26 protein-coding genes and 1 pseudogene are annotated in these 23982 nt (G+C 72.9%); 10 read left to right on the top strand and 17 right to left on the bottom strand.

Features of this window, described 5'->3' with window-relative positions:
- The first annotated feature begins 109 nt into the window (after window positions 1–109).
- Window positions 110–1339 carry a sensor histidine kinase gene (locus tag LPA41_RS11625; protein ID WP_229070119.1) on the top strand — a complete coding sequence of 410 codons (1230 nt, stop codon included), beginning with the start codon at window positions 110–112 and terminating at the stop codon, window positions 1337–1339.
- Entirely contained in the window at window positions 1336–1977 is a 642-nt protein-coding gene (locus tag LPA41_RS11620; protein WP_229070118.1) for a response regulator transcription factor, read from the top strand. Before LPA41_RS11625 ends, LPA41_RS11620 begins: the two co-directional genes overlap by 4 nt.
- Here LPA41_RS11620 and LPA41_RS11615 read toward each other — a convergent pair.
- The 3 genes from LPA41_RS11615 to LPA41_RS11605 form a co-directional block, all read right to left on the bottom strand.
- On the bottom strand, window positions 1974–3632 hold the full coding sequence (locus LPA41_RS11615; protein ID WP_229070117.1) for a hypothetical protein: 1659 nt from the start codon (window positions 3630–3632) through the stop codon (window positions 1974–1976). The two genes, LPA41_RS11620 and LPA41_RS11615, sit on opposite strands and share 4 nt — an antisense overlap.
- A gap of 19 nt (window positions 3633–3651) precedes the next feature.
- Entirely contained in the window at window positions 3652–4830 is a 1179-nt protein-coding gene (locus tag LPA41_RS11610; protein ID WP_229070116.1) for an MFS transporter, read from the bottom strand.
- A gap of 78 nt (window positions 4831–4908) precedes the next feature.
- On the bottom strand, window positions 4909–5331 hold the full coding sequence (locus LPA41_RS11605; protein ID WP_229070115.1) for a VOC family protein: 423 nt from the start codon (window positions 5329–5331) through the stop codon (window positions 4909–4911).
- Between the two features lie 104 nt (window positions 5332–5435).
- Here LPA41_RS11605 and LPA41_RS11600 point away from each other — a divergent pair, with 104 nt between their 5' ends.
- Complete coding sequence (locus tag LPA41_RS11600) at window positions 5436–6416, top strand: YafY family protein (RefSeq protein WP_229070114.1); 981 nt, start codon at window positions 5436–5438, stop codon at window positions 6414–6416.
- A 71-nt stretch (window positions 6417–6487) separates the two neighbouring features.
- Here LPA41_RS11600 and LPA41_RS11595 read toward each other — a convergent pair whose 3' ends face one another.
- The 3 genes and pseudogenes from LPA41_RS11595 to LPA41_RS11585 form a co-directional block, all read right to left on the bottom strand.
- On the bottom strand, window positions 6488–7411 hold the full coding sequence (locus LPA41_RS11595) for a hypothetical protein (RefSeq protein ID WP_229070113.1): 924 nt from the start codon (window positions 7409–7411) through the stop codon (window positions 6488–6490).
- A 55-nt stretch (window positions 7412–7466) separates the two neighbouring features.
- Window positions 7467–7670: pseudogene (locus tag LPA41_RS11590) on the bottom strand (VOC family protein); the annotation flags it as partial.
- Between the two features lie 43 nt (window positions 7671–7713).
- A complete protein-coding gene (locus tag LPA41_RS11585; protein WP_229070111.1) occupies window positions 7714–9036 on the bottom strand; it encodes a lipase family protein in 1323 nt (440 codons plus the stop codon).
- A gap of 151 nt (window positions 9037–9187) precedes the next feature.
- On the opposite strand from LPA41_RS11585, the gene LPA41_RS11580 reads away from it, so the two are divergent.
- The gene (locus tag LPA41_RS11580) at window positions 9188–10372 is read left to right on the top strand and encodes a spore photoproduct lyase family protein (RefSeq protein ID WP_229070110.1); all 1185 of its coding nucleotides are present in this window, start codon (window positions 9188–9190) and stop codon (window positions 10370–10372) included.
- 17 nt (window positions 10373–10389) lie between these two features.
- On the opposite strand, the gene LPA41_RS11575 is transcribed toward LPA41_RS11580, so the two are convergent.
- Entirely contained in the window at window positions 10390–10770 is a 381-nt protein-coding gene (locus LPA41_RS11575) for a VOC family protein (protein ID WP_229070109.1), read from the bottom strand.
- A gap of 98 nt (window positions 10771–10868) precedes the next feature.
- Here LPA41_RS11575 and LPA41_RS11570 point away from each other — a divergent pair, with 98 nt between their 5' ends.
- Both LPA41_RS11570 and LPA41_RS11565 read left to right on the top strand, forming a co-directional pair.
- Window positions 10869–11867, top strand: coding sequence for a GNAT family N-acetyltransferase (locus tag LPA41_RS11570; RefSeq protein ID WP_229070108.1), 999 nt, complete (start codon window positions 10869–10871; stop codon window positions 11865–11867).
- 64 nt (window positions 11868–11931) lie between these two features.
- A complete protein-coding gene (locus LPA41_RS11565) occupies window positions 11932–12348 on the top strand; it encodes a hypothetical protein (RefSeq protein WP_229070107.1) in 417 nt (138 codons plus the stop codon).
- A gap of 22 nt (window positions 12349–12370) precedes the next feature.
- Here the strand turns inward: LPA41_RS11565 and LPA41_RS11560 are convergent, their stop codons facing one another.
- Window positions 12371–13609 (bottom strand): zinc-binding dehydrogenase, encoded by a 1239-nt coding sequence (locus LPA41_RS11560; RefSeq protein ID WP_229070106.1) that lies wholly within the window; start codon window positions 13607–13609, stop codon window positions 12371–12373.
- 280 nt (window positions 13610–13889) lie between these two features.
- On the opposite strand from LPA41_RS11560, the gene LPA41_RS11555 reads away from it, so the two are divergent.
- The 3 genes from LPA41_RS11555 (at window position 13890) to LPA41_RS11545 (ending at window position 16927) form a co-directional block, all read left to right on the top strand.
- The gene (locus LPA41_RS11555) at window positions 13890–14315 is read left to right on the top strand and encodes an MmcQ/YjbR family DNA-binding protein (protein WP_229070105.1); all 426 of its coding nucleotides are present in this window, start codon (window positions 13890–13892) and stop codon (window positions 14313–14315) included.
- Window positions 14316–14399: 84 nt separating this feature from the next.
- Window positions 14400–15035, top strand: a complete 636-nt coding sequence (locus LPA41_RS11550; RefSeq protein ID WP_229070104.1) for a TetR/AcrR family transcriptional regulator — start codon at window positions 14400–14402, stop codon at window positions 15033–15035.
- 98 nt (window positions 15036–15133) lie between these two features.
- Complete coding sequence (locus LPA41_RS11545) at window positions 15134–16927, top strand: NAD(P)/FAD-dependent oxidoreductase (RefSeq protein ID WP_229070103.1); 1794 nt, start codon at window positions 15134–15136, stop codon at window positions 16925–16927.
- Between the two features lies 1 nt (window position 16928).
- Here the strand turns inward: LPA41_RS11545 and LPA41_RS11540 are convergent, their stop codons facing one another.
- The 9 genes from LPA41_RS11540 to LPA41_RS11505 all read right to left on the bottom strand — a co-directional run bounded on the left by LPA41_RS11540 (window position 16929) and on the right by LPA41_RS11505 (window position 23485).
- Window positions 16929–17402, bottom strand: coding sequence for a MarR family winged helix-turn-helix transcriptional regulator (locus tag LPA41_RS11540; protein WP_229070102.1), 474 nt, complete (start codon window positions 17400–17402; stop codon window positions 16929–16931).
- A gap of 73 nt (window positions 17403–17475) precedes the next feature.
- Complete coding sequence (locus tag LPA41_RS11535) at window positions 17476–17655, bottom strand: antitoxin (RefSeq protein WP_229070101.1); 180 nt, start codon at window positions 17653–17655, stop codon at window positions 17476–17478.
- A gap of 62 nt (window positions 17656–17717) precedes the next feature.
- Complete coding sequence (gene add / locus LPA41_RS11530) at window positions 17718–18662, bottom strand: adenosine deaminase (protein WP_229070100.1); 945 nt, start codon at window positions 18660–18662, stop codon at window positions 17718–17720.
- A gap of 10 nt (window positions 18663–18672) precedes the next feature.
- Window positions 18673–19044 (bottom strand): hypothetical protein, encoded by a 372-nt coding sequence (locus LPA41_RS41820; RefSeq protein WP_308036542.1) that lies wholly within the window; start codon window positions 19042–19044, stop codon window positions 18673–18675.
- Window positions 18999–19790 carry an adenosylhomocysteinase gene (locus tag LPA41_RS41815; protein WP_255689529.1) on the bottom strand — a complete coding sequence of 264 codons (792 nt, stop codon included), beginning with the start codon at window positions 19788–19790 and terminating at the stop codon, window positions 18999–19001. Before LPA41_RS41815 ends, LPA41_RS41820 begins: the two co-directional genes overlap by 46 nt.
- Window positions 19791–19964: 174 nt before the next feature.
- Window positions 19965–20876 (bottom strand): DUF1295 domain-containing protein, encoded by a 912-nt coding sequence (locus tag LPA41_RS11520; protein WP_229070099.1) that lies wholly within the window; start codon window positions 20874–20876, stop codon window positions 19965–19967.
- A gap of 57 nt (window positions 20877–20933) precedes the next feature.
- A complete protein-coding gene (locus LPA41_RS11515; RefSeq protein ID WP_229070098.1) occupies window positions 20934–21692 on the bottom strand; it encodes a group II truncated hemoglobin in 759 nt (252 codons plus the stop codon).
- Window positions 21693–21814: 122 nt separating this feature from the next.
- Window positions 21815–22990, bottom strand: coding sequence for a pyruvate dehydrogenase (acetyl-transferring) E1 component subunit alpha (gene pdhA / locus LPA41_RS11510; RefSeq protein WP_374238148.1), 1176 nt, complete (start codon window positions 22988–22990; stop codon window positions 21815–21817).
- A 240-nt stretch (window positions 22991–23230) separates the two neighbouring features.
- Window positions 23231–23485, bottom strand: a complete 255-nt coding sequence (locus LPA41_RS11505; protein ID WP_229070096.1) for a hypothetical protein — start codon at window positions 23483–23485, stop codon at window positions 23231–23233.
- A 124-nt stretch (window positions 23486–23609) separates the two neighbouring features.
- On the opposite strand from LPA41_RS11505, the gene LPA41_RS11500 reads away from it, so the two are divergent.
- The gene (locus LPA41_RS11500) at window positions 23610–23936 is read left to right on the top strand and encodes a hypothetical protein (RefSeq protein ID WP_229070095.1); all 327 of its coding nucleotides are present in this window, start codon (window positions 23610–23612) and stop codon (window positions 23934–23936) included.
- The last annotated feature ends 46 nt before the right edge of the window (window positions 23937–23982 follow it).

The raw sequence follows: 23982 nt of genomic DNA, 5'->3' as shown, positions 1-23982 counted from the left end.
ACCGGGACAGCCGGTGAAGGTCGGAACCGGCACCTACTTTGGTCGCATGCCGCACGTCGGTTCGTCGGCACGGCGGGCCGCGCGCCGGCGGCTCGGTTACCCTCCAGCCATGAGTCGCAGCCGGGTCCTCCCGGCCGCCGTGGACGTGCTGGTGGCCGGCGTCGCGGCCGTGATCGGCAGCGGGCTCGAGCTCGCCGATCCGGACCACGCGACGAAACACCTCACCGCGCCCGTCGGCGTCTACGTGGCCGCCCAGGTCGTCGCGGCGGCGTTCCTGCTGGCGCGACGGCGGTACCCGTACACCGTGGCTCTGTCCATCGCGGCGATCAGCCTGTTCGTGCCCGCGTGGGCCGCGCTGCTCGCGCCCTACGCCGTCACCGCCCACGGCACCGGCAGCCGTCGGCGCCAGTGGGGGGTGATCGCCGCGCTGACCGCGTCGTTCCTGTTCGGAGCGCACGCCTGGGCGATCGACGACCCGGTCACCGCCCCCGCGGTGATTATCTGCTCGGCGCTGCTCGGCCTCTACGTGCGCGCCCGGGGCAGCCTGATCGCCGAACTCACCGACCGCGCCGAACGCGCCGAACGGGAACGGCTGCTGCTGGCCGAGCAGGCCCGCGCCGAGGAACGACTCCGGCTCGCCGGCGAGATGCACGACGTGGTCACCCACCGGATCAACCTGCTGGTGCTGCAGGCCGGCGCGCTGCGGGTCAGCACCACCGACCCGGCCGTCCGCGCCACCGCCGAGGAGATGCGGACCGCCGGCTGCCACGCCCTCGCCGAGCTGCGCGACCTGGTCGGCGTGCTGCGTGACGGCTCAGCCCCGGCCGGCCGGTCTGCCCCCGCCGCCGCCGCTTCCGCCTCCTCCGCCGGCCTCGCCACTCCGGCCTACCTCGCCTCCCCTGCGGGCCCCGCCGACCTTGCCGACCTTGCCGACCTTGCCGGCCTTGTCGACGAGTCGCGGGCGGTGGGCTTGGCGGTGCGGCTGGACGAGCAGGGTGACCCCGCCGCGGTCGCTCCCGCGGTGCGGCGCACCCTGTTCCGCGTGGTGCAGGAATCCCTGACCAACGTGCACAAACACGCGCCCGGCGCAGGCGCCGTCGTGACGGTCCGCTACGGCGCGGGCGGCGTACGGGCCACGATCGCCAACACCAGCCCCGACCGGCAGCCGGACGCCGACGTCACGGCCACCGGCGGCGGCAGCGGGCTCGACGGGTTGCGGCACCGGGTCGAAGTGGTCGGCGGAACGCTCGCGGCGGGCGCCGATCCGGACGGCGGTTTCCTGGTCGACGCGGCGCTGCCGGCGTACGTGCCCACGACCGTTCCCCCGGCGGGCCGATGATCCGGGTGTTGCTCGTCGACGACGAGCGGCTGGTCTGCGCCCATCTGCGCACCATCCTGGCGGCCGCGCCAGGGCTGGAGGTCGCCGGCGAGGCCTACGACGGCGCGGAAGCGGTCGAGGCAGCGGTCCGCCTGCACCCCGACGTGGTGCTGATGGACCTGCGGATGCCCGGGGTGGACGGACTCGCCGCGATGGAACGCATGGCGACCCTGCCGGCGCCACCACGAGTGATCGCGCTGACCACGTTCGACCTCGACGAGTACGTGGTGCGCGCCCTGCGGGCCGGCGCAGCCGGTTTCCTGCTCAAGTCGACCGCACCGGAAGACCTGGTCGACCTGGTCCGGGTCGCCGCGGCCGGCCACACCGTCCTGTCCCCGGCGGCGGCCCAGCGACTGGCCGGCAGCATCGGCGACCGGCAGCAGGCCCGCGACCTGATCGCCGCACTCACCGACCGCGAGGTGGAGGTGCTGGCCGGCCTCGGCGCGGGCCGGTCCAACCAGCAGATCGCCCGGAGCCTGCACCTGTCCGAGGCAACGGTGAAGGGCTACGTCTCGCGGCTGCTGGTCAAGCTGAGGTGCGACAACCGCACCGAGGCCGCCCTGATCGGCCACCGGGCCGGCCTGCTCCCACGCGCCTAGCGCACCTCGCTGCTGAGCCCGCAGAGTTCCGCGACCTCGACCGCACCGGCCTGCTCGCCCGCGCGGGCCAGGACCACCGCGACGTCGCGGCTGACCTGCTGCAGCGCTTCCAGGTCCGGCGCCGACGCCACCGCGACGGCGAGCAGCCGCCGGTCGCCGGTGTCGGCGGCGAACGCCGAGACCTGGATGCCCGACCACCGGGGGTACCCGTGCGGCGCCCCGGGGAGTACGCCGGACATCAGCTTCACCTCGTCCGCGCCGAACCCGCCGAGCGGGAACCGCACCACGATGCTGAACGCGGGCGTCAGCAGGCGGGTGAACAGCTCCGGGTCCCTGCTCGCGAGGCGGGCCTCGGGCGCCATCGTGAGCAGGATCCGCATCAGGTGGTGATGGCGGTTGTCGTCGGCGACCAGCGTGAACAGGGGATCGGCGGCCGCGTGGTCGCCGTTGTCCACCCGCGCCCAGGCGAGCGCGACGTCGGCGACCCTTCCCGCGATGCGCCGCAGGCGGTCCGCCATCCACGGCACGTCGGTCGCGGCGAGTTCCGCACGCACCGTGGCGTCACCGAGGCGGTTGACCAGCCGCACCACCTCGATGACGACGCTTTCCAGTTCCTGCGGGATGACGTGGTCACCGGCGAGCACGTCGAGCAGGGCTCGCAGCCGCGCCGGGGTGGCCTCCGCCGGGCGGTCCGCGAACCGGCGCAGGATGTCCAGGGTCAGCGGCGCCGGGCCGTACCCGGCGTAGCGGCAGTCGGGCAGCCCGGCCAGCGCGGCCAGCGCGTCGTCGACCCGGTCCAGTGCCAGCAGCAGCCGGATCCAGCGGCTGCGATAGAAAACTTGGTCCTCCCGCCGCCGGCTGGCCCGGGGGCACTTGCGATAGGCGGCGACGAGCGCCTTGGCCCGGGCCGGCGGCAGATCCGGCGAGGCCAGCGACAGCAGAGTTCGCTGCCGGGTGTCGGCGCCGAGCGTGCCGGCCAGGTCGATGGCCTCGGCGAACCGGCCGGCCTCGGCGAACGCGGCGGCCAGGGCCTCGCCGGCCTCGTCGGGGACCGTGCCGCAGAGCCGGCGGGTCTCGTCGAGACCGAGCGGGCCGAGGAGCGCGGCGGCGAAGGCGAGGTGCCGCCGGTCGGCGCCGGTGAGCAGGCCGGCCAGGTGGTCGAGGTACGCCGGTTCGTCGCGGTGCGCCTCCGCGAGAGCCGCGACGACCACGCCGACCCGGTACGGGGCCTCCCGCTCCTCAGCCGGCGCGGACTCCAGCACCTTGCACAGCGCGGCGTCCTCCAGCCCCCGGTCGCCGTCCGCGAGCCGGACTGCCGTCGCCGCGACACCCCGGTACGGCCATGACCAGCGGGATCCGTACGGTCCGGACACGTACGCGCTGTCCAGCACGGCGTGGGCGAGCACCCGGCGCCGCCCGTCATCCTGGATCCGCGCCGCCAGCTCGTCGATCCCGGCCGGCGGTTCCGGGCGGCGCAGCAGTCCGCGCAACTCCGCGACCGCCCGTTCCTCGTACCCGCCGTCGAGCAGCGCGCCGATCCATCGGACGGCATCCTCGCCGTTCAAGGGCAGGCCGGGACCGGGCCCGCCAAGTCTGACGAAGGCGGCGCGGACCGCCGCAACGAGATCGACGTCGGTGACGGATTCCGTGAGCACGCGCCGACTATAGGGGCGGTCAGCGTCCGGGCAGGACAGCGGGCTGCCGGGTACGGGCCCGGCGCAGGATGAGGACGCCGGTCAGCGCGGCCAGCAGCTGACCGGAAGCGATCACCGTCAGCAGCAGCGCCGACCCGGAACCCGCCAGCAGGCCACCCACCGCCGCGCCCGCCGCACCCGACGTGACCTTGATGCCGGCGCCGAGCGCGAAGACCTGGGTGCGGACCTCGGGCGGTGACTCCCGGTCACGCACCGAGAAGAGCGCGACGGTGACCGGGCCCATCAGCAGACCGGCCACCGCGAACAACGGCCAGGTCAGGGGAAACAGGGCGGGCGGCAGGAAGGGTACGGCCATGGCCGCCGTGCACAGCAGCAGCGTCCGCTCCGGGTGCCGGTGCACCAGCCGGATCCGGGTGGTCAGCAGGGACCCGATCAGGCCGCCGACGGCCGTCACCGCCATGATCAGGCCGGTCAGCGGCGGATCGTGCCGGGCCGTCGCGATCGCGGCCGCCGCCAGGGGCAGGGCCCCGATGCCGAACTGGCTGATCCCGGTCGCGGCGGTGACCGCGCCCAGGCGGGGACGGCCGAGGAACACCGCGAACGCGGCCAGGGGCTTGGCGGTGCGCTCCGCCCGTACCCCCGCTGGTCGTGCCCCCAGCGGCAAGGTCGCGAAGGCCAGCGCGCCCAGCAGGGCGAACGCGCCGAGGGTGACAAGTGACCAGGTCGCGCCGGCGAAGCCGGCAACCAGCGCGGCGAGCGCGGGACCGGCGATGCCCGCCACCGAGTACGTGGTGGCGTCGAACCCGAACGCACGGCCCACATCACCGGGTACGAGCTCGCGCAACAGACTGCTCAGGCCGCCGAACAGCAGCGGCGCTAGACAGCCGCCGGCGAACAGCAGGACGGCGGCGGCCCCGTTCGCGCGCCCGATCAGCAGCGCCGAACCGGTCAGCGCCAGCGCATACGCCACGAACGCCACCAGGTAGAGCGGTTTGCGCCGGCGTGCCCGGTCGGCGGCGGCACCGGCCAGCGGCGCGGCGGCCACGTGCGGCACCATCAGCGCCGCGACCAGCAGGCCGCCGACGCCCGCGCTGCCGGTCTGCTCGATGGCGAGCAGCACGATCGACACGCGGGCGCCCTCGTCGGCGAGGCGGGCCCCGATCGCGGCCGCCAGGTAACGCGTCAGGACCGGAATCACGTGGGCACGTTACCCAACCAGGTCCGTCCCACGCCGCCTCGGCGGCCCGGCACCCCTCCCTCGCCAGGCGTCGCCCGGTCAGCCGGCCTGGTGGTCGACGGCGACGTCCAGGACCCAGGTCACGCCGAACCGGTCGGTCAGCATGCCGTACAGCGGCGCCCACCCGGACGGCCCGAGGTCCTGGACGACCGTCGCGCCCTCGGACAGTCCCTTCCAGAAGGCGCTGATCTCGTCCTCGCCGGTGCCGCGCACGGAGACGAAGACCGGCTTGTCACCGGGGTGGTAGGACAGGTGGCCGGGCACGTCGTACGCCATCACGTGAAAACCGTTGCCGGCCTGTACCTGGCCCCACATGATCTGGTCCGCCCCGTCGCCGGCGCCGATGCCGGCGTCGGCGTAGGTGACGAGGGCGATGTCGCCGCCGAACACGGACCGGTAGAACTCCAGCGCCTCCCGGGCGTCGCCGCGGAAGTTGAGATGCGTGGTGGTGGTGATGCTCATTCGTGAACTCCTGTCGGAGGGCTCGGACCGGCGTCCGGCTCTGCCCGGAACTCTGTCAGCGGTAGGTGCCAGGTTGTGTCACCTACTTCGGCGAGAATGACGACATGCAGAAGACGTCCGCCCGGCTGCTGGCCCTGCTGTCCCTGCTCCAGGCCCGGCGGGACTGGCCCGGCACCCTCCTGGCCGAACGCCTCGACATCAGCCTGCGCACCGTGCGCCGCGACGTGGACCGGCTCCGGGAGCTGGGCTACCCCATCGCGGCGAGCAAGGGGCCGGACGGCGGTTACCGCCTCGGCGCCGGCGCCGAACTGCCGCCGCTGCTCTTCGACGACGAGCAGGCGGTCGCGCTCACCGTCGCCCTGCAGGTGGCCGCCGGTGACACCGGCAGCGGCCTCGCCGACGCCTCCGCGCAAGCCCTGAACACGGTCCGGCAGGTGCTGCCGTCCCGGCTGCGGCACCGCGTCGATGCCCTCCGGATCACCGCGGTGCGGCCCCCCGCCGCGCGGCCGGACGAGCCGGTCGGCGGTGACGTGCTGCTCACGGTCGGCGCCGCCGCCCGGGCCCGCGAGGTGCTGCGCTTCGACTACGGCCCGACCGGCACCGACCGGCCGCCGCGCCGCGCCGAACCGCACCACGTCGTCACCTGGGGCGGCCGCTGGTACCTGGTGGCCTGGGACCTCGACCGCGCGGACTGGCGCGTCTTCCGCGCCGACCGGATCACGCCGCGCACACCCAACGGTCCCCGCTTCACCCCCCGCGACCTGCCCGGCGGCGACGTCGCCACGTTCGTCACCGCACGCTTCCGGGGCTCCGCCGACGCGTCCGGCGACTGGCCGTGCCAGGGCGTGGTCATCCTGGACGTGCCGGCGGCCACGGTCGCCCGCCACAGCCGCGACGGCATCGTGGAGGAACTCGGCCCCGACCGCTGCCGGGTCACCCTCGGATCCTGGTCCTGGGTGAGCCTGGCCGCCGCCGTCGCGCGCTTCGACGCCGGCATCGAGGTCGTCGGCCCACCCGAGCTCACCGCCGCCTTCACCCGCCTGGCCCGCCGCTTCAGCGCCGCCGGCGGCACCCCGGCGCCGTGAATCCGCTACCCGCCCGCGCCGCGGCACGGTGATCGCGCACCACCCGGCGGCGCCCCGGCGCCGTGACCGCGCTACCCGGCGGCGCGGGGTGCCCGGCTGCTGCCCGCCGGGACCGCGTCCATCGGGTAGTCGACGTAGGCGAACCGGCGCGAGTCGGGCGCCCAGCTGTTCACGTTGACGGTGCCCTGCCCGCCGGGCAGCGCCACCACCGTCCGCGGCGTACCCCAGGCGTCGCCCTCCACCAGGCGCAACTCGACCGGCAGGTCCGCCGGGTGCCCGCGGGTGCCCGCCGGGTAGCTCAGGTAGACGGCCCGGCTGCCGTCCGGTGACAGGTGCGGGAACCAGTTGACCCGCTCGTCGGCGGTGAGCTGCGCCAACCCGGTGCCGTCCGGCCGGATCCGGGCGATCTGCGCGTGCCCCGGCACGGCGGCGAACCGCTCGGTGTTGAAGTAGATCCACGCGCCGTCCGGCGAGTACTCCGGGCCGTCGTCGGGGCCGCCCGCCCCGGTGAGCGGCGTCGACGTCCCGCCGTCGCGGCCGATCACCCACAGGGTGCCCGCATCCCAGCGCTGCTGCTCGATGCCCACGTAGGCCAGGGTGCCGCCGTCCGGGCTCACCCCGTGCAGGAAGTGCATCCGGTCCTCGTGCGTGACGCGCCGGGCCGTACCGCCGCGCAGGGGTGCGTGATAGATGTGCCCGTCGTTCGCCGACACGAAGACGCTCGCGCCGCGCGGATCCAGCACGTGATCGTTGTTCAGCTCCGGGACACCGTCCAGCGGGATCGGCTGCGGCGGCGCCGACGCGTCGGCCGGCAGCCGCCACAGCACGCCTTCGCCGTTGAGGATCAGGTCACCGGCGGCGGTCCAGTTGGGCGCCTCGAACAGCACGGTCCGGCTGGTGTGCACCTCGGTCGTGACACCGGTCGTCACGTCATGGATGTGCACGCGGCACAGCTGACCGGCGGCAAGGGTACGGGCAGCACTCCCAGTGATCATCGAAGGCGATGATACCGACCCCGGCCGGCTGCGCGCGGTGGCGGAGTCGGAACGGTCAGAGTGGCGCCCCGCCGAAGCCGATCTCGTTGCCGTCCGGGTCACGGAAGATCGCCTTCCGTACGCCGTTCTCGTAGGTCTCGCGCTCGGCCGGTTCCAGGCCCCGCGCCGCGATCGCGGGGATCCGGGTGTCGAAGTCGCCCACGAAGATCGTCTGCATGGCGTGGCCGGCACCGGGACGCGCCGCGCCGAGCGCCCGCCCCGAGCGGGCGGTGGTCTCGGCGCGGGCAGCGACCGGTGTGGGGTTACGGCTGGATCGGCATCGTCACGCAGTTCGAGACGGACGGCAGGCCGGCCAGCCGGGCGCTGAGCCAGTCCACCGCGGTGTCCTGGTCGGTCAGCAGCGGCCCGAAGTGGTTGAGCAGGGCGCTGGAACCCTTCGGCAGCATGATCGGGTCGTAGACGACGTTGCCGCCGCGCCGGCACCAGTCGGCGGCCATCGTGCGTGCCTGGCGGTGCGGCACCAGGTTGTCGTTGACGCCGGTGGCGACCCGGACGACGCCGGTCGGCTTGCGGGTGCCGATCCGCTGGTCGGCGAGGTAGTCGCGCAACCGGGGCTCGGCGGCGACGATCTCGCTCACCGACTCGCCGCCGGTGGTCCAGGCCGTGCTGCGCTTGCCGGCGTAGGCGAAGATCGCATCGCCGACGCACATCGTGGACATGTCCTTCAGGATGGCGCGGCCGACGTCGCTGAGGTACCCGTCGAGCAGTGACCGCAGCTCCGGTTCGCTCTGCACGAAACCGTTGACCGACCAGCCCAGGGCGCCGAGCAGCTCACTGCCGTCGATGGCCGCGGTCACGTCGGCCAGGTTCGCGGGCGGCGCCCCGGAGTAGGTGGCCTTCAGTGTGACGTCCGGCGCGTACCCCGCCTGAAGCTCTGCCGCGGCGGCGACCGCCCCGCCGCCCTGGCTGTACCCGTAGAGCCCGACCAGCGACTTCGCCGTGATCGAGGTGTTCGGCAGCGCCTTGGCCGCCCGTGCCGCGTCGAGCACGGCGTGCGCCTGGTCGACCCGGTTGACGTAGGTGTGCAGCCGGTCGGTCGTGCCCAGCCCCACGTAGTCGGTCTGCACCACCGCGACACCCTTGGCCAGCAGCCGGTACATCGCCAGGATCTCGTAGCCGACCGACACCGTGCTCTCCTCGGTGCCGATGCCCAGCACCAGCCCCTTCTGCAGGGCCAGCGAGGTGGAGCACTGGTCGCCCTGGCCCATCGTGCCCGGCGCCAGGACCACCAGCGGCCGCGGTCCCGCGCCCCGCCAGCTCGCCGCCGGTTCGAGGTAGGCGCCGGTCACGGCCACCGGCTCGCCACTGGCATCGGTGGACTTGTACATCAGCCGGGTGGCCCGGCCCGGCAGGCTCGAGTTGATCCCCGGCAGGGAGAGCGCGAGCGGCAGGGGTTCGGTGCGGATCAGCGCGCCGTCGGCCGCCGGCAGCGTGTCCGGCGGGGTGTAGAAGGCCGGGATCGTGACGCCGCGCGACGTGGCGGCCTCGGCGGGGAGCGCCGCCACGCCCGGGCCGGCGATCATTCCGGCGATCAGCATGGCGGAAATTCGAGTGCGCAGGGACACGTCGGCCTCCTCGGCTCGCCTGTGGTTACCGGAAAGTAACCAGACGTACCGAGACATTCCAGAGCCTCTATTTCTCACTCCGGCCACGCCGGCCGCTGCGGGCCCGGGACCCGTGGCGGTAGAACGGCCCAGCTCAGGGTAGGTACCGGGGATGTCGTCCCACTCCGTCGACCTGACCCGGCCACTGGCGGCCGACGCGTCGGCCGCACCGCACAGCGCCAGCGGCGAGGCCGTCGTCACCCACGACCTCGACGCGGTGGCGCCACCACCGCGCCCGGCCCGGCGGTGGACGCCGAAGCGGGTGGTGGCCACGCCCGCCGCGTACGACCACGCGCACGGCCGGCGGATCATCGAGCTGGTCGAGGCGCAGGGCATCGAGGTGGAGCGGCTGCGCGGGAACCGGCTGACCGGGCTGCGCGGCGAGAACGACCGGGAAACGTACGCCCGGGCGAAGTCGACCATGGCCATCGTGGTGAGCCCGCCGTCCCGCCGCGCCCTGCAGCCGATCGCACCGAGCGCGGACTGGCGGTTCGACCTGGCCGAGGGCTGCCCGGCGCACTGCCAGTACTGCTACCTCGCCGGCTCCCTGTCCGGGCCGCCGGTGACCCGGGTCTACGCCGACCTGGACGACATCCTGGCCGGGCTCGCCGACTACGCGGGCCGGGGCACCGTGACCAGCCGCCGCGTGGCCCGGCGCGACGAGGGAACCACCTTCGAGGCGTCCTGCTACACCGACCCGCTCGCGCTGGAACACCTGACCGGCAGCTGGCGCCGGGCCGTCGAGCACTTCGGCGGCTGGGACGCACCCGTGCAGCTGCGCTTCACCACGAAGTTCGACGACGTGGACGGCTTTCTCGACCTGGCACACCACGGGCGTACGCGGGTCCGGCTGAGCGTCAACTGCCGGCCCGTCACCACCCGGGTGGAGGGTGGCACCAGCCGCCTCGAGGACCGGCTCGCCGCCCTGCGCCGGCTCGCCCTCGCCGGGTACCCGGTCGGTGTCACGATCGCGCCGATCATCGCGGTGCCGGACTGGCGGACGCACTACGGCGCGTTGCTGGACGGCATCGCGGGTGCGGTCGGCGGCGTACCCGGCCTGGATCTGACCGCCGAGCTGATCACGCACCGGTTCACGCCGGGCAGCAAGGAGGTGCTGCTGGGGTGGTACCCGCGCACCCGGCTCGAGATGGACGAGGAGTCCCGCAGCCGCAAGCACGGCAAGTTCGGGGCGGTGAAGTACGTCTACCCCGCGGACACCATGGCCGAGCTGCGCACCTGGTTCCACGAGGAGATCGCCGCCCGGCTGCCGTCCTGCCGGGTCCTCTACTGGACGTGACAGCGCCGGGCGGGCCGTCAGCGGGCTCCCTCGACGTCCTGCACCGATCGGGCGAGCACGCAGAACTCGTTGCCCTCCGGGTCGGCCAGGACCGTCCACGACGAATCCGGGTCCTGCCCCACGTCGGCGTGCCGGGCGCCCAGCCCGATCAGCCGCTCCACCTCGGCGGCCGCCGTGCTGCCGTCGGCCCGCAGGTCCAGGTGCAGCCGGTTCTTCACGGTCTTGCGTTCCGGCACCGGGCACACGTCGATGGTCGGCCCCGGCCGGTCGGCGGGCCCGATGGTGATGAAGTCGGGATCCTCCTCGAGGATCTGCCACCCCAGCACGGCCGCCCAGAACTCGGCGATCGGCCGCGGCCGCAGGGCATCGATGGATATCACGGCGATACGGCTCGTCATACCGGTTGCCTTACCCGGTCCCGGCGTCGGCGCACCGGCCCGGCGGACGTTAGGATTCGCGTCATGGCTGTCGCCGGCACCGCGTACCCGTCGTCCGCGTGAGCGACCTGACCGCCCGCCTGGCGTGCGTGGGGCGGACCTGGACACCGCAGCAGCGGCTGCACCCCGGCAACGTCGCGTGGTCCCACGCCCGCGGCGACGGCAGCACCACCCCGGACGCGGTCCTGACCTGGGGTGATCCCCTGTTCGGTTTCGCCGACATCTGGCGCCCGCCGACCGCGTCCCCGCACCCGGCACCGTCGACCGCGTCGGTGCATCCGGCACCGTCGACCGCGTCGTTGCATCCGGCACCGTCGACTGTGTCGTTGCATCTGGCGCCGGAGAGCGCCACCGCGCGGCGGATGCACGAGGCCGTCGACGAACTCCTCCAGGTCGCGCCGCACGCCACCGTCGAGGTGTCCCTGCAACAACCCGCGCTGCTGGCGGTGCTGACCGCGAAGGGTTTCCGGCGCGACCCCGGCCCCTGGTTCACGCACCTGTGGCGGGAACTGACCGGCCCGCTGCCGCGCCGCGAGGCGGCCGGTTACCGGATCCGGCCGGTCCGGGACGGCGAACTGGCCGACCGGGTCGAGGTGCACCGCCACTGCTGGGCACCGGCCCGCATCCGGCACCTGCTGGGCCTGCCGGTGACCGGCGGCGAACCCGCGTCGGGCTACTCGGCCGCCAAGCACACGGCGGTGACGGCCTCCCCGCTCTACCGCGCCGAGCTGGACCTGGTCGCCGAGGCACCGGACGGCAGCCTCGCCGGGTACGCCCTCGGCTGGCTCGACCCGCAGTCCCGGTCGGTGCTGTTCGAACCGGTCGGCACCGTGCCCGCCCACGCCCGCCGGGGCCTGGCGACGGCCCTGTGCACCGAGTTGCTGCGCGTGGCCCACGACCTCGGGGCCACGCAGGCGACGGTCGGCCCGCGCGGCGACGCCGACTACCCGGTCGCCCGGCGGCTCTACCAGGGCCTGCATATGCGCGAGACCACCCAGGTGGTCCCGTTCAGCAGGGTGCCGGCAGCGCATCCTGATCCGGCGCCGCGCCATCCTTGACCCTCGACCTGGTCGAGCCCGCACGATCGTCGTCGTCAGCGAACAGCGGTCGACAGGAGTGACGATGGACCTCGGTAATCCGGTGCTCAAGCTTTGCCAGGACGGGATGCGGGCAGAGGCCGAGGGCCGGCCGGCGGCAGCCCGTGCCCTGTTCCAGCAGGCGTGGGCGGCGCGCGGCGACGACTACGACGCCTGCGTGGCGGCGCACTACCTGGCCCGGCAGCAGGACGACCCCGCAGAGGTTCTGCGGTGGAACGAGGAGGCGCTGCGGCACGCCGACGGTGTCGGTGACGACCGGGTGGCCGCCTTCTACCCCTCGCTGTACGTGGGGGTGGCGATGGCCCACGAGCGGCTGGGGAACCGGGCCGCCGCGCGTGCCGCCTACGAGAACGCGGCCGGGCGTGGGTCGGCGCTGCCCGCGGACTCCTACGGCGAGCAGCTGCGCGTCGCGGTCGCCGAAGGTCTGCGCAGGCTCTCCTGACGGTAAGGCTGGTGGCGTCGGCTCATTGACGGTGGCCTGGCGGCTCCGCGTCGTTCCCGGCCGGCTCCGCGTCGTTCCCGGCCGGCTCCGCGTCGTGCCCGGCCGGCTCGGCGGCGCGCCACGGGTCGACGAGGATCTTCGCGTCGGTGTCGGCGCGGCCGAGCCGTTCGAAGGCGTCCGCGACCCCGTCCAGCCCCACCAGGCCGGTGAGCAGCGGGCGCGGGTCGATCCGCCGGCGGGCGACCATCCGGAGCGTCTCCCGGAACTCGACCGGGTCGTAGCAGAACGAGAACCGCAGGTCGATCTCCTTGTTGCTGGCCATCGTGGGCCGGAACGTGTCCGGTTGCATGCAGACGCCGACGACCACGACGCGGGACCGGAACGGCGCCTTCGTGACGATGTCCTCGATGACGCCGGGCAGGCCGACACACTCGAAGACGACGGCGCCGCGCGGACCGGCCCCGAGCCGTTCACCGGCCCGCATCGCGGTCCACCACGGCACGCCGGGCACGCGTTGCAGGGCGTGCAGGGCGTCGAGGCCGGTGCCGTACAGGTCGGTGGCCGACCGGACCAGCCCGTTGCGGTCACCGAGGGCGTCCCACGGTGACCGCACGGCCGGGTCGACGACGACGTCGGCGCCGCATCGGCGGGCCAGGTCACGGCGGGCGGCGGAGTAGTCACTGGCGACGACCCGGCGTACCCCCGCCGCCTTGAGCATCAGGACGACCGCCAGGCCGATCGGGCCGCAGCCGACGACCACCGCCGCGTCACCCTTGCCGACGCCACCGCGGCGCACGGCGTGGTGCGCCACCGCGAGCGGCTCGGTGAGCGCCGCGAGATCAGGATCGACCCCCTCGGGTACGGGCATCGTCGCGTCCTCCGCCACCAGGAGGTACTCGGCGTACGCCCCCGGCGCGTGCTCGGACAGCCCGGTCATGTGGATGCCGTCGTCGTGCCGGATCAGCGGCAGCGACACGACCGCCTGCCCGCGTCTCCACCGGCGCCGGCAGCCCGGCCCGTAGGCGTCGACGACCCCGGTGAACTCGTGTCCCATCACCACGCGGTGCGCGTCGCGCATGAAATGCTGGTACCCGACCTCGGCCGCCACCTCGGCACTGGCGTCGGCGGCGAACCGCACGTGCAGGTCGGACCCGCAGATCCCGGCCCTGGTCACCCGGACCCGCACCTGCCGCCGGCCCGGTTCCGGCAGCGGCAGCTCGGCGACGGACAGCTTCCCGCCCTGCACGACCACAGCCCTCATCCGGATCCTTCCGCCGAAATCCCGCTCCTGCGATTCATATCCATCAGTGTGTCATCGGGCGTGACCAACGGGGATGTCCGGTAGAGGGGTGCGGCGTGGTGTTGCTTGCCCTCGGCTTTGTTGCGGTCCCTGGACAAGGGCTGTTGTCGGCAGCGTCGGGTCCACGCGGCGATGTTGATCTGCTGGCGGTGCAAAATCGCGGTTTTGACCCCATGATCACAGCGATTTCGTACCGCCAGCAGATCAACATCTACCGCGGTCGCACCACTAGGGTGGGCACATGGCCGACGACCAGGATCGGCCCGCCCGGGTCGAGGACGTGCACGAGATCGCCGTGGCGATGCCGCATGTCACCGTCGAGGGCGCGGCCGGCGGCAACCCGGTCTATCAGGTGGGCCGCAAGTCGTTCGTGTTCTTCCGCAACCCGCGGCCGGACGCGGTGGATCCGGTCACCGGCGACCGCTACGCCGACGTCATCGTTCTCTGGGTGCCCACCGAGGCAGACAAGCAAGCCCTGGTCCAGGACGAGTCGGCACCGTTCTTCACCACGCCGCACTTCGACGGTCACCTCTCCGTCCTGCTGCGGGCCGCCCGGATCGGCGAGCTGACCCGCCGCGAACTGGCCGAGATCATCCAGGACGCCTGGCTCTCCCGCGCCTCGGCCCGCCGCGCCGCGGACTGGCTGCGCGCCAACCCGCAGCCCTGAGCCCGACCCGCGGCGGCTGGTGACGGCGGCGGGTTGCGGCGTGCCCTACCCTGTGACCGCAGGCACACCACGTCCAGGAGTCCCGTGAGCCCCTCCCCCGTCCGCAGGGCGCGCACCGAGCAGGTGGCGATCACCCGGGCGAGCATCCTCGACACCGCGGAGCGGCTCTTCGCCGAGCACGGTGTCGCGGCGGTCTCCAGCCGGCAGATCAGCGAGGCCGCCGGGCAGGGCAACAACGCCGCCGTGGGCTACCACTTCGGCAGCAAGTCCGATCTGGTCCGGGCCATCATCCGGCGGCATGCGACGCCGATGGAGGAGATCCGCCGGCGGTTGTTCACACGGCTGGACGGGCGGGCCGGGGTCCGGGAGCTCGTCACGTGCGTCGTCCACCCGTACACCTTGCATCTGGCCGCTCTCGGCGCACCCAGCTGGTATGCGCGTTTCGCCGCGCAAGTGATCACCGAGCCGAGTCTGCGGCAGCTGGCCGCGGAGGAGATGCACGCCGCGCCGACACTGTTCGCGGTCGGTGACGCGCTGCGGCGGTGCCTGCCGGAGGTGGGCGCGGAGGTGCTGCGGGAGCGGGAGGACATGGCGCATACGCTCATCGCGCATTTCTGTGCGCTGCGGGAGCGGGGCGGCAACGCGGACTGGCCGGGGACGGCGCTCAGCCTGGTCGACGCGGTGCAGGGTTTGTACCAAGCCCCGGTGTCCCTACGGTGACAAATCGGAAACCTGGGCACGGGGGTTCACTTTTCGTCATGCAAGTGCTTTAAATTGTTGCCCTGGCTCGCATGATCCCCAGCGAAAGGGCCTGACCCATGTCCCCGAACTTCGTCCCGCACCGCATCAGCCCCGCGGAGGTCGACGCCCTGCGCGCGAAGTACCAGGCGGAGCGTGATCGTCGGGTCCGGCCGGAGGGCGCCGCGCAGTACCGCCGGGCCGCCGGCGAGTGGGGTTACTACGCCGCCGATCCCTACACCGAGCGGGTGGACCGCGAACCGGTGACCAGCCGCGTCGAGGCCGTCGTGGTCGGCGGGGGCTTCGGTGGCCTGCTCGCCGGCGCGAAGCTGCGCGAGGCGGGGGTCCGCGACCTCCGGATGGTCGACGAGGGCGGCGACTTCGGCGGCACGTGGTACTGGAACCGCTACCCCGGCATCCACTGCGACATCGAGTCCACGGTCTACATGCCGCTGCTCGAGGAGGTCGGCTACGTGCCGCGGTGGCGGTACGCGCCCGGCGAGGAGATCCGCCAGCACGCCATGGCGATCGCGAAGCGCTTCGAGCTCTACTCCGACGCGCTGTTCCACACCCGCGTCGTCGACCTGCGCTGGGACGACGACGCCGGCGAGTGGACCGTCACCACCGACCGCGGCGACGTGTTCGCCACGCGCTGGGTGGTGCTCGGCAGCGGCACCCTCTCCCAGCCGAAGCTGCCCGGCATCGAGGGCATCGAGAACTTCGGCGGGCACACCTTCCACAGCAGCCGGTGGGATTACGGCTACACCGGCGGCGACCAGAGCGGCGGGCTGCACAAGCTCGCCGACAAGCGGGTGGCCGTGGTCGGCACCGGTGCCAGCGCGATCCAGATCGTCCCGCACCTGGCCCGCGACGCCCAGCACCTCTACGTCTTCCAGCGCACCCCGTCCACCGTCGACGTCCGTGACAACCGGGCGATCGACCCCGAGTGGGCGGCGACGCTGCGACCGGGCTGGCAGCGGGAGCGGATGGAGAACTTCCTGACCATCGTGACCGGCGGGCACGCCGACCGCGACCTGATCGACGACGGCTGGACGGCAACGGCCCGGTTGCAGCGGCAGATGCTGACCGGTTCGGTCGACAGCAACCTGCCGCCCGAGGAACGCGAGTACCTGGACGAGCTCGCCGACTTCCGCAAGATGAACGAGGTCCGCGCCCGGGTCGAGGCGATCGTCGAGGACCCGGCCACCGCCGAGCTGCTCAAGCCCTGGTACCGCTACATGTGCAAGCGGCCCACGTTCAGCGACCACTACCTGCAGGCCTTCAACCGGGACAACGTGACCCTGGTCGACACGGCCGACACCGGCGGCATCAGCCGGATGACACCGTCCGCCGTGGTGGTCGGGACGCAGGAGTACGAGGTGGACTGCGTCATCTTCGCCACCGGTTTCGAGGTCGGCATCTCCGGCGTCGTCTCCGGCACCCTGCCGGTGCACGGGCGCGGCGGGATGCCGCTGCTCGGCCACTGGCGCAACGGCCCGCGCAGCCTGCACGGCTTCTACAGCCACGGCTTCCCGAACCTGTTCCACCTGGGTTCGCTGCAGAACGCCGCGGCGGTCAACTTCGTGCACGTGCTGCAGGAGCAGGCCACGCACATCGGCGCGCTGGTCGCCGAGGCGGGCCGGCGCGGGGTACGCCGGATCGAGCCCAGCTTGGATGCGGAGGAGGCGTGGATCGCCACGATCCGCGCGACCGCGCCGGACAACTACGCCTTCCAGGCCGAGTGCACCCCGGGCTACTACAACGCGGAGGGCAAGCCGCGACCGGTGAACAACTCGTACGGCCCGGGGCCCGTCGCGTTCCACGACCTGCTGCGCCGGTGGCGTGCCGAGGGCGGGTTCGACGAGGTGATGTGAGTCAGTCGCCCGGCGTGCGGCCGGCCAGGTGCGCCTTCAACGCGGCCGTGATTTCCGTCGCGGCCGCGAGCTGGTCCGGCGTCAGCGCGTCCACGAAGAGTTCGCGCACGGCCCGCAGGTGCGGCACGGTCGCGGCCCGGAAGGCATCGGCCCCGGGTTCGGCGAGCACGACCTCGGCGCCGCGGCTGTCGGTGACGCAGTTCTCCCGCCGGATCAGCTGCCGGCGTTCCATCCGGGCCAGGTGGTGGGAGAGCCGGCTGCGTTCCCAGCCGACGTGGGCGGCCAGTTCGGAGGAGCGCATCCGGTTCTGGTCGGCCTCGCTGAGCGCGAGCAGCACCACGTAGTCGCCGGGTGAGAGCCCGGTGTCGTGGTGCAGCCGGGCGGTCAGGGCGCTGCGCAGCGCCTCAGTGGTCTCGATGAACTCGCGCCAGGTGTGCAGCTCGTCGCGGTTGGGTAGCTGGCGTTCGCCGGGCATGCCGACCATCTCCTTGATTGACGTGTCAACTGCATGGTGCCACAGTTGACACGTCAATCACAGGAGTCGCTGCTCACTGCTGGGTGTCGCCGCCACCGGTGCGCTGCTGCGCCGCGTCCACACCCTTGTCGACCTGGCCCGAGTACTTCTGGCCGGTACGCTCGTCAACCTGGTCACCGGCCTTCTCGATGCCCTGGTCGACCTGCTTGTCGTGATCGTCTGCGAAGTCCTTCGCCTTGTCCACAAAACTCATGACAGGACAGTTCCCAGGGACCACCGGGGTAAACGGCGCGCCCCCGGTCGTGTTCGGACCCGCTACGACGCCGGCCAGGCGAAGGCGGCGCTCCGGGCGTCCGACCGGATCCGGTCCAGGTCCGGCGCCGTCAGCCCGGCCTGCGGGGCCGCCCGCGCGTACTCCCCGGACAGGGTGATCGCCGACGTCCGCGGATCGTCCGTGCACAACGCCACCGGCACCCCCGCCGCGAGCAGCCGGCGCACCGGGTGCTCGGCGTAACTCGGCGCGGTGCTGGTGTGCAGATTGCTGGTGAGGCTCACCTCCAGCGTGATCCGCCGCTCGGCGAGATGGTCGAGCAGCGCCGGATCCGCCACCGACCGGACGCCGTGCCCGATCCGCTCCGCGCCCAGATGCCGGACGGCCGCCCACACACTGGCCGGGCCGGCGGCCTCACCGGCGTGCGCGGTGACACGCAGCCCGGCGTCGCGGGCCCGGCGGAACGCGCCGGCGAACTCGGCCGCCGGCACCCCCGCCTCGTTGCCCGCGATGTCGACGCCACAGAACACGTCGCGGCGGCTCAGCAGGGTGCCGATCTGGGCGTACCCCTGCTCCGGTCCGAGATCGCGCAGGACGATGCCGATCAGGCCGACCCGCATCGGGGTGGCGCGGGCCGCGGCGAGCGCGCCGTCGGCGACCGCGTCGATCACCGCCTCCGGCGCGAGCCCGGTCTCCTGGTTGATGAACCACGGGCTGAACCGGATCTCCAGGTAGTCCAGTCCGTCGCCGGCGGCGTCCTGCACGCATTCGCGGGCCGCACGCACCCAGTCGTCGAGGCGGGAGAAGGCCGACGGCGCGGCGTCGACCTTGGCGAGGTACGGCAGCAGCCCACCGAGCGGGCCGCGCGCCACGAGCAGGTCCTCCGGGTCGGCCGCGGTGGCGAGCGGGTGGCCGTCGCGGTGGGCGAGCTCCAGCGTGGTCGCCACCCGCAGCGTCCCCTCGAGGTGCCGATGCAGATCGATGAGCATGGGCATCCTCTCAGGAGAGCCGGTCGGCGAAACGTCCGGCGACATCGCGGTCGATCGCGTCGGGCACCGGCTGCACGCCGGGCGCGGCGGTACCGGTCGCCACCGCGGCCAGCGACGCCGCCTGCAGGGTCAGGCCCAGATCCATCGCCTCGATCGGATTGCCGCCGGCCGCCACCAGATTGATCATGCGGCCGCCGGCCAGCACGATCACCCGCCGGCCGTCCGGCCGCAGGTAGGTCTCGGTACCCGGGACCGGTTCCCCGAGCAACGCCGGATCGACCTCGTCGCCACGGTGCCCGACACCGGCCAGCACCACGCCGTCACGCAGCCGGCTGATCAGTTCCGGACCCAGGACCCCGGGGCGCCCGGTCGCCAGGAACACCAGGTCCGCGCCGGGCAGCAGGTCCGCCGCCGAGCGGTGGCGTGCCCCTCCAGGGCGGCCTCGAGCCTGCGGTACGGGTCCGGTTCCACCACCGCGACCCGCGCACCGAGCAGCCGCAGCGTCTGCGCGACGCCGCGCCCGCACGGCCCGTGCCCGAACACCACCGCGGTCGCGCCCGGCAGCATCCGGTTGGTGGCGTTCATGAAGCCCTGCACGACACTCTGCCCGACCCCGAAACGGTTCTCCACCAGCTGCTTCAACGGGCTGTCGTTGATCACCAGCACCGGGAACGGCAGGTGCTCGTACCCTCCCTCGCGCAGCCGCAGCGCACCCGTCGTGGTCTCCTCCGTGCCGCCCCAGAAGTGCGCCGGCACCCCGCGCTCCAGCAGGCCCAGCGTCAGGTCGGCGCCGTTGTCGAGCAGCAGGTGCGGTTCGAGGTCGAGCACCTCGGCCACCCGTGGCGCGTCCGGCTCCGCGGTCACCTCCACCCCGGCGGCGCGCAGGGCGGCGGCCACGTCCGGCTTGGTGGTGCCGGGAGAACCGGTCAGGCGTACGCGGGCGCCCGCACCCACCAGCAGCGACGCCAGCACCGCCGTCTTCGGCTCGATGTGCAGGCACATGCCGATGCGCAGGCCGTCGAAGGCGGAGCCGACCCGCTCCATGGTCTCGTGCAGCAGCGGCATGTGTGCCGCGGCCCAGCGGACGCCGGGGTGGTCATATGCGGACAGCAAGGACTCAGGGATCATGATTCCCTCTTTCGTTCCAGTAGCTTCGGTTGTCGGCGGGGAGGTGCCGATCGGCTACTGGTAGAAGTCCTTGCGGAACGAGTGATCGCCGAAGACGGCGGCACGGCGCACCGGGCGCAGGCAGCTCGTCGCGATCACGACGTCACGATAACACCGGCCCGCCGGGCGGCCACCTCACCGGGGCCGGGGCAGCAGGGCCGGGACGCGGCGCATGTGGTCGGCGTAGTCCGGGCGGCGTTCCAGGGACCGCTTGTCCATCATCGGCACGCTGACGAACGCGAAGAGCAGCACCATCGCGACCGGCCCGATCACCGTCCACCACCAGCCCGGCGCGGCGGCCAGGCCGAACAGCCACATCCCCCACCAGAAGGTGATCTCGCCCAGGTAGTTCGGGTGCCGGGAGTGCCGCCAGAGCCCGGTGTCGATGATCCGGCCGCGGTTGGCGGGGTCGCCCGCGAACCGGTGCAGTTGCCGGTCCGCAGTCGCCTCGATCAGCACCGCGCCGCCGGTCACCAGGACGGCGGCGACGTCCAGCGGGCCCCAGCCCCGGCCGGTCGCGGTCACCGCGGGCCAGACCGCGAGCAGCCCGGCGAAGACCACGAGCGTCGGCATCAGCTGGACGCCGACGAGGTTGACCAGCCACCACGGCAACCGGCCGGCGCCCTGCTCGCGCAACCGCACGTACCGCCAGTCCTCGTGGCTCAGGCCGCGCCACGAGATCGCCCAGTTCGCGGTCAGCCGGATCGCCCAGGCCAGCACCAGCGCGAGCACCGCTGCCCGCCGGGCCGCGACGCCGTCGTACGCCAGCACCCAGACGACCACGATCACCGCCGGCGCGACACTCCAGTAGGCGTCGTAGACGCTGGCGTTCGCGACCGCCACGCTCGCCGCGAACACCACCAGGGTGGCGGCGAGGTCGGCGTAGCAGGTGATGAGCAACGGGTGCGGCCCGCGCACGACGGCGGCGACCGCCCAGGCGGCCAGCCCGGCGGCGAGGTAGGCGACGGTGACGACGGCGAACCCGGCCGGGCGCGAGGTGGTCGCCAGGGCACCACCCACCCGGTACGCACCACGCTCCGCCGCCATGGGAGGAGACTATGCCCCTCCATCGACGACGGCTGATGACCGAATTCGCAGAACGGCTCAGCCCTGGTAGGGCGGGGCCACCCCCCAGCCCCAGTGCGGCACCGGTGCCGACCGCGGCGGGGTCGCGCCGGGCTGCGAGTTCGCGACCGCGAGACGCGTACCCCATTCGAGGTATCCCAGGAACGCGGCCCGGAACTCCGGGTCGTCCGGCAGCCCCACGTCGTCGGCGGCGTCGGCGAGCAGGCTCACCCAGCGGCGGCGCTGCGGCTCGGTGATCGCCCGGCCCAGGTGGTGGGCGAGCATGCCCGGGTAGCCGGCACGCTCCCCGGTGTACCGCGCGGGCCCGCCGAACACCTCGGCCAGCCACATCGCGACGTACCGCGGATGGGCCGGGTCCATGTGCGCGAACAGCGGCCCGATCAGGTCGTCGGCTGTCACTTTCGCGTAGAAGCTCCCGGTGAGCCGCTCGAGGGCTTCGGTGCCGCCGGCCCAGTCGTACAGTGTGGGCACCGCGCCGCCCGCACCACGCACCGCGGTCGGCTCGTAATGGCGCATCTCGTCGATCGCCTCGACCCAGGGCCGGATCTCGGCGAGGAACCCGGGGAAGAGGTCACCACCCCGGAAACCCTTGAGGTGATCCTCCGGGGAGGTCCAGGTGATCCGCAGGATGTAGGTGCCGGGTTCGTCGGCACAGCGGCTCAGCTCGTAGTCCACGCATTGCGGCGCCCGCGCCAGGAACCGGGCCGCGCGAGCATAGGCCTGCTCGAAGGCGTCGGTGTCGCCGGGGATCCGGTACCGGATGTACTCGAGCGTCATCCGCCCACCGTAGACGCATGCAACGCTGTAATGCAGTAATCAATCGACGTGAGCCGCTGGTTGCGTCGGCAATCGGACTGATAGCGGCGCCGCCCGCGGGGTGTCACGCCACGCGCCGGGTGTCACGCGCCGGGGTGGAAGGAGGCGTGGTAGGCGGCGAACTCGGCCCGTTCCGCGTCCAGCAGGGGCGAACCCTGCGGGTAGACGTGGTCGAACATCTCCCCCGGCTGCGGGTCGGGCATCGCCAGGACCTGCTCGCGCAGATCCAGGGCGAGCCGCCGGGCGCCCTCGTCGACCTCGCCGAAGAACGCGTCGTCGGCGAGCTGCTGCTTGAGCAGGAACGTCTTGACGCGGCTGATCGGGTCCTTCGCCTTCCAGGACTCGACCTCACCGGCGATCCGGTAGCGGGTCGGGTCGTCGGAGCTGGTGTGCGCGCCCATCCGGTAGGTGTACGCCTCGATCAGGGTCGGGCCCTGTCCGGTGCGGGCGGCGTCCAGGGCGGCCCGGGTCACCGCGTAGGTGGCGAGCACGTCGTTGCCGTCGACCCGGATGCCGGGGAACCCGTAGCCGCCGGCACGCTGATAGAGCGGGGCGCGCGCCTGACGTTCCAGGGGCTGCGAAATCGCGTACTGGTTGTTCTGGCAGAAGAAGACGATCGGCGCGTGGAAGACACCGGACCAGACGAACGACTCGTTGACCTCGCCCTGGCTGGTGGCGCCGTCACCGAAGTACGCGATCACGGCCTCGCCGTCCGCGCTGCCGGTCCGGCCGTCCATGGCGACACCCATGGCGTAGCCGGTGGCGTGCAGCGTCTGCGACCCGATGACCAGCGTGTAGAGGTGGAAGCGGTGCTCGTTGGGGTCCCAGCCGCCCTGGTCTACGCCGCGGAACAGGCCGAACGGCATGATCGGGTCGATGCCACGGCAGTAGAGGACGCCGTGCTCGCGGTAGGTCGGGAACGCCATGTCCTGCGGCCGCAGCGCCCGGCCGGAGCCGACCTGTGCCGCTTCCTGCCCGAGCAGGCTCGCCCACAGTCCCAGCTCACCCTGGCGTTGCAGGGCGAGACCTTCGGCGTCGAGACGCCGGACGGTGACCAGGTCGCGGTAGAGCTCCCGGTACTCCTCGTCGGTGAAGTCGACGGCGTACGTCGTACCGTCCGCCGTGGTGACGCTCTCGACATGCTCACCGTCCGGGGTCAGCAGCTGCACGTAACCGCCGGCCGGGTCACCCCCGTGTTGATCCACAACTCGGACGCTAAACCGTGTGCCCGCACCCCGGTCAAGCCGTATGGCCCGCATCGCATCCTTCCCCGGGCAGAACCGGTGCCGGTTCCGCAGGTGGGTTGCGGTCCCCGGACGAGTTGCCGCGATGGGTCCGCGCGGCGGTGTTGATCTGCTGGCGCTGCGAAATCGCGGTTCAAAGTCCATGATCACAGCGATTTCGTAGCGCCAGCAGATCAACATCTCGCCAAGGGCGGTGCGACCGGGGCCGGAACCGGCGAGTCCGGGGTTGATGCCTGGCGTCTGAGGCCGGCCCGGTCAGCGCAGGCCGAGGCCGAGGCAGAGACCGCCGGCGGCGGCCATGATCAGCAGGACGGTGAGCCCGGCGGCGCGGCGCAGGCGGTGCCGGTGCATCCGGCGGCGGGCGGCGTCGACGGCGGCGACGACGACGCGCGCCGGGCTCCAGTCACCGGACAGCGGCTCCAGCGCGTCGAAGTGCATACGCAGCTCGAACAGCAGCCAGAACTGCTCCGGGTCGGCTTCCGGCGGGACCGGCCGGCGATCGTCGTCCATGCGCTGTAGACGCGTGCGGCGGGCCGCCGGGTTGCACGGGCACCCGAGGACGAGACGCAGATCAACGGCAGATCGAGGGCGTACGGGTCAGCGCCGACCCACCTGAATGGACCATGATGACGCCATGCGTGGTCGTCGCAACGTTCTGTCGTACCGGTCGAGCGGTTCGATCCTGAGCTTCTACTCCACAAACTCGATCCTGTCCGTCGGCTCGGCCGGGTCCATCCTCTCCGTCGGTTCGTTCGGCTCGGTCCTGTCGATCGGCTCGGCGGGTTCCTTCGGCTCGGTCTTCTCGATCGGCTCGTTCGGCTCCATCCTGTCGGTCGGCGCCTTCGGCTCGGCCGTCACGGTGGACTCCCTGCCGGTCGCCGCCGCCGTCCTGGTCGCCGCGTGCCTGGGCATGGTCGTGATCGGCCGCGCCACCCGGCTCGTCACGGACGCCGAGAGCTGACCGGTCCGCCCGCTCGGGTCACGAGCGGAGGCCGACGTCGTATGGG

The organism is Actinoplanes sp. DH11 (genome assembly GCF_020873875.1).
Lineage (GTDB): Bacteria > Actinomycetota > Actinomycetes > Mycobacteriales > Micromonosporaceae > Actinoplanes.
The sequence above is the reverse complement of the archived record's forward strand: the minus strand, read 5'-3'. Positions and strand labels throughout refer to the sequence as shown.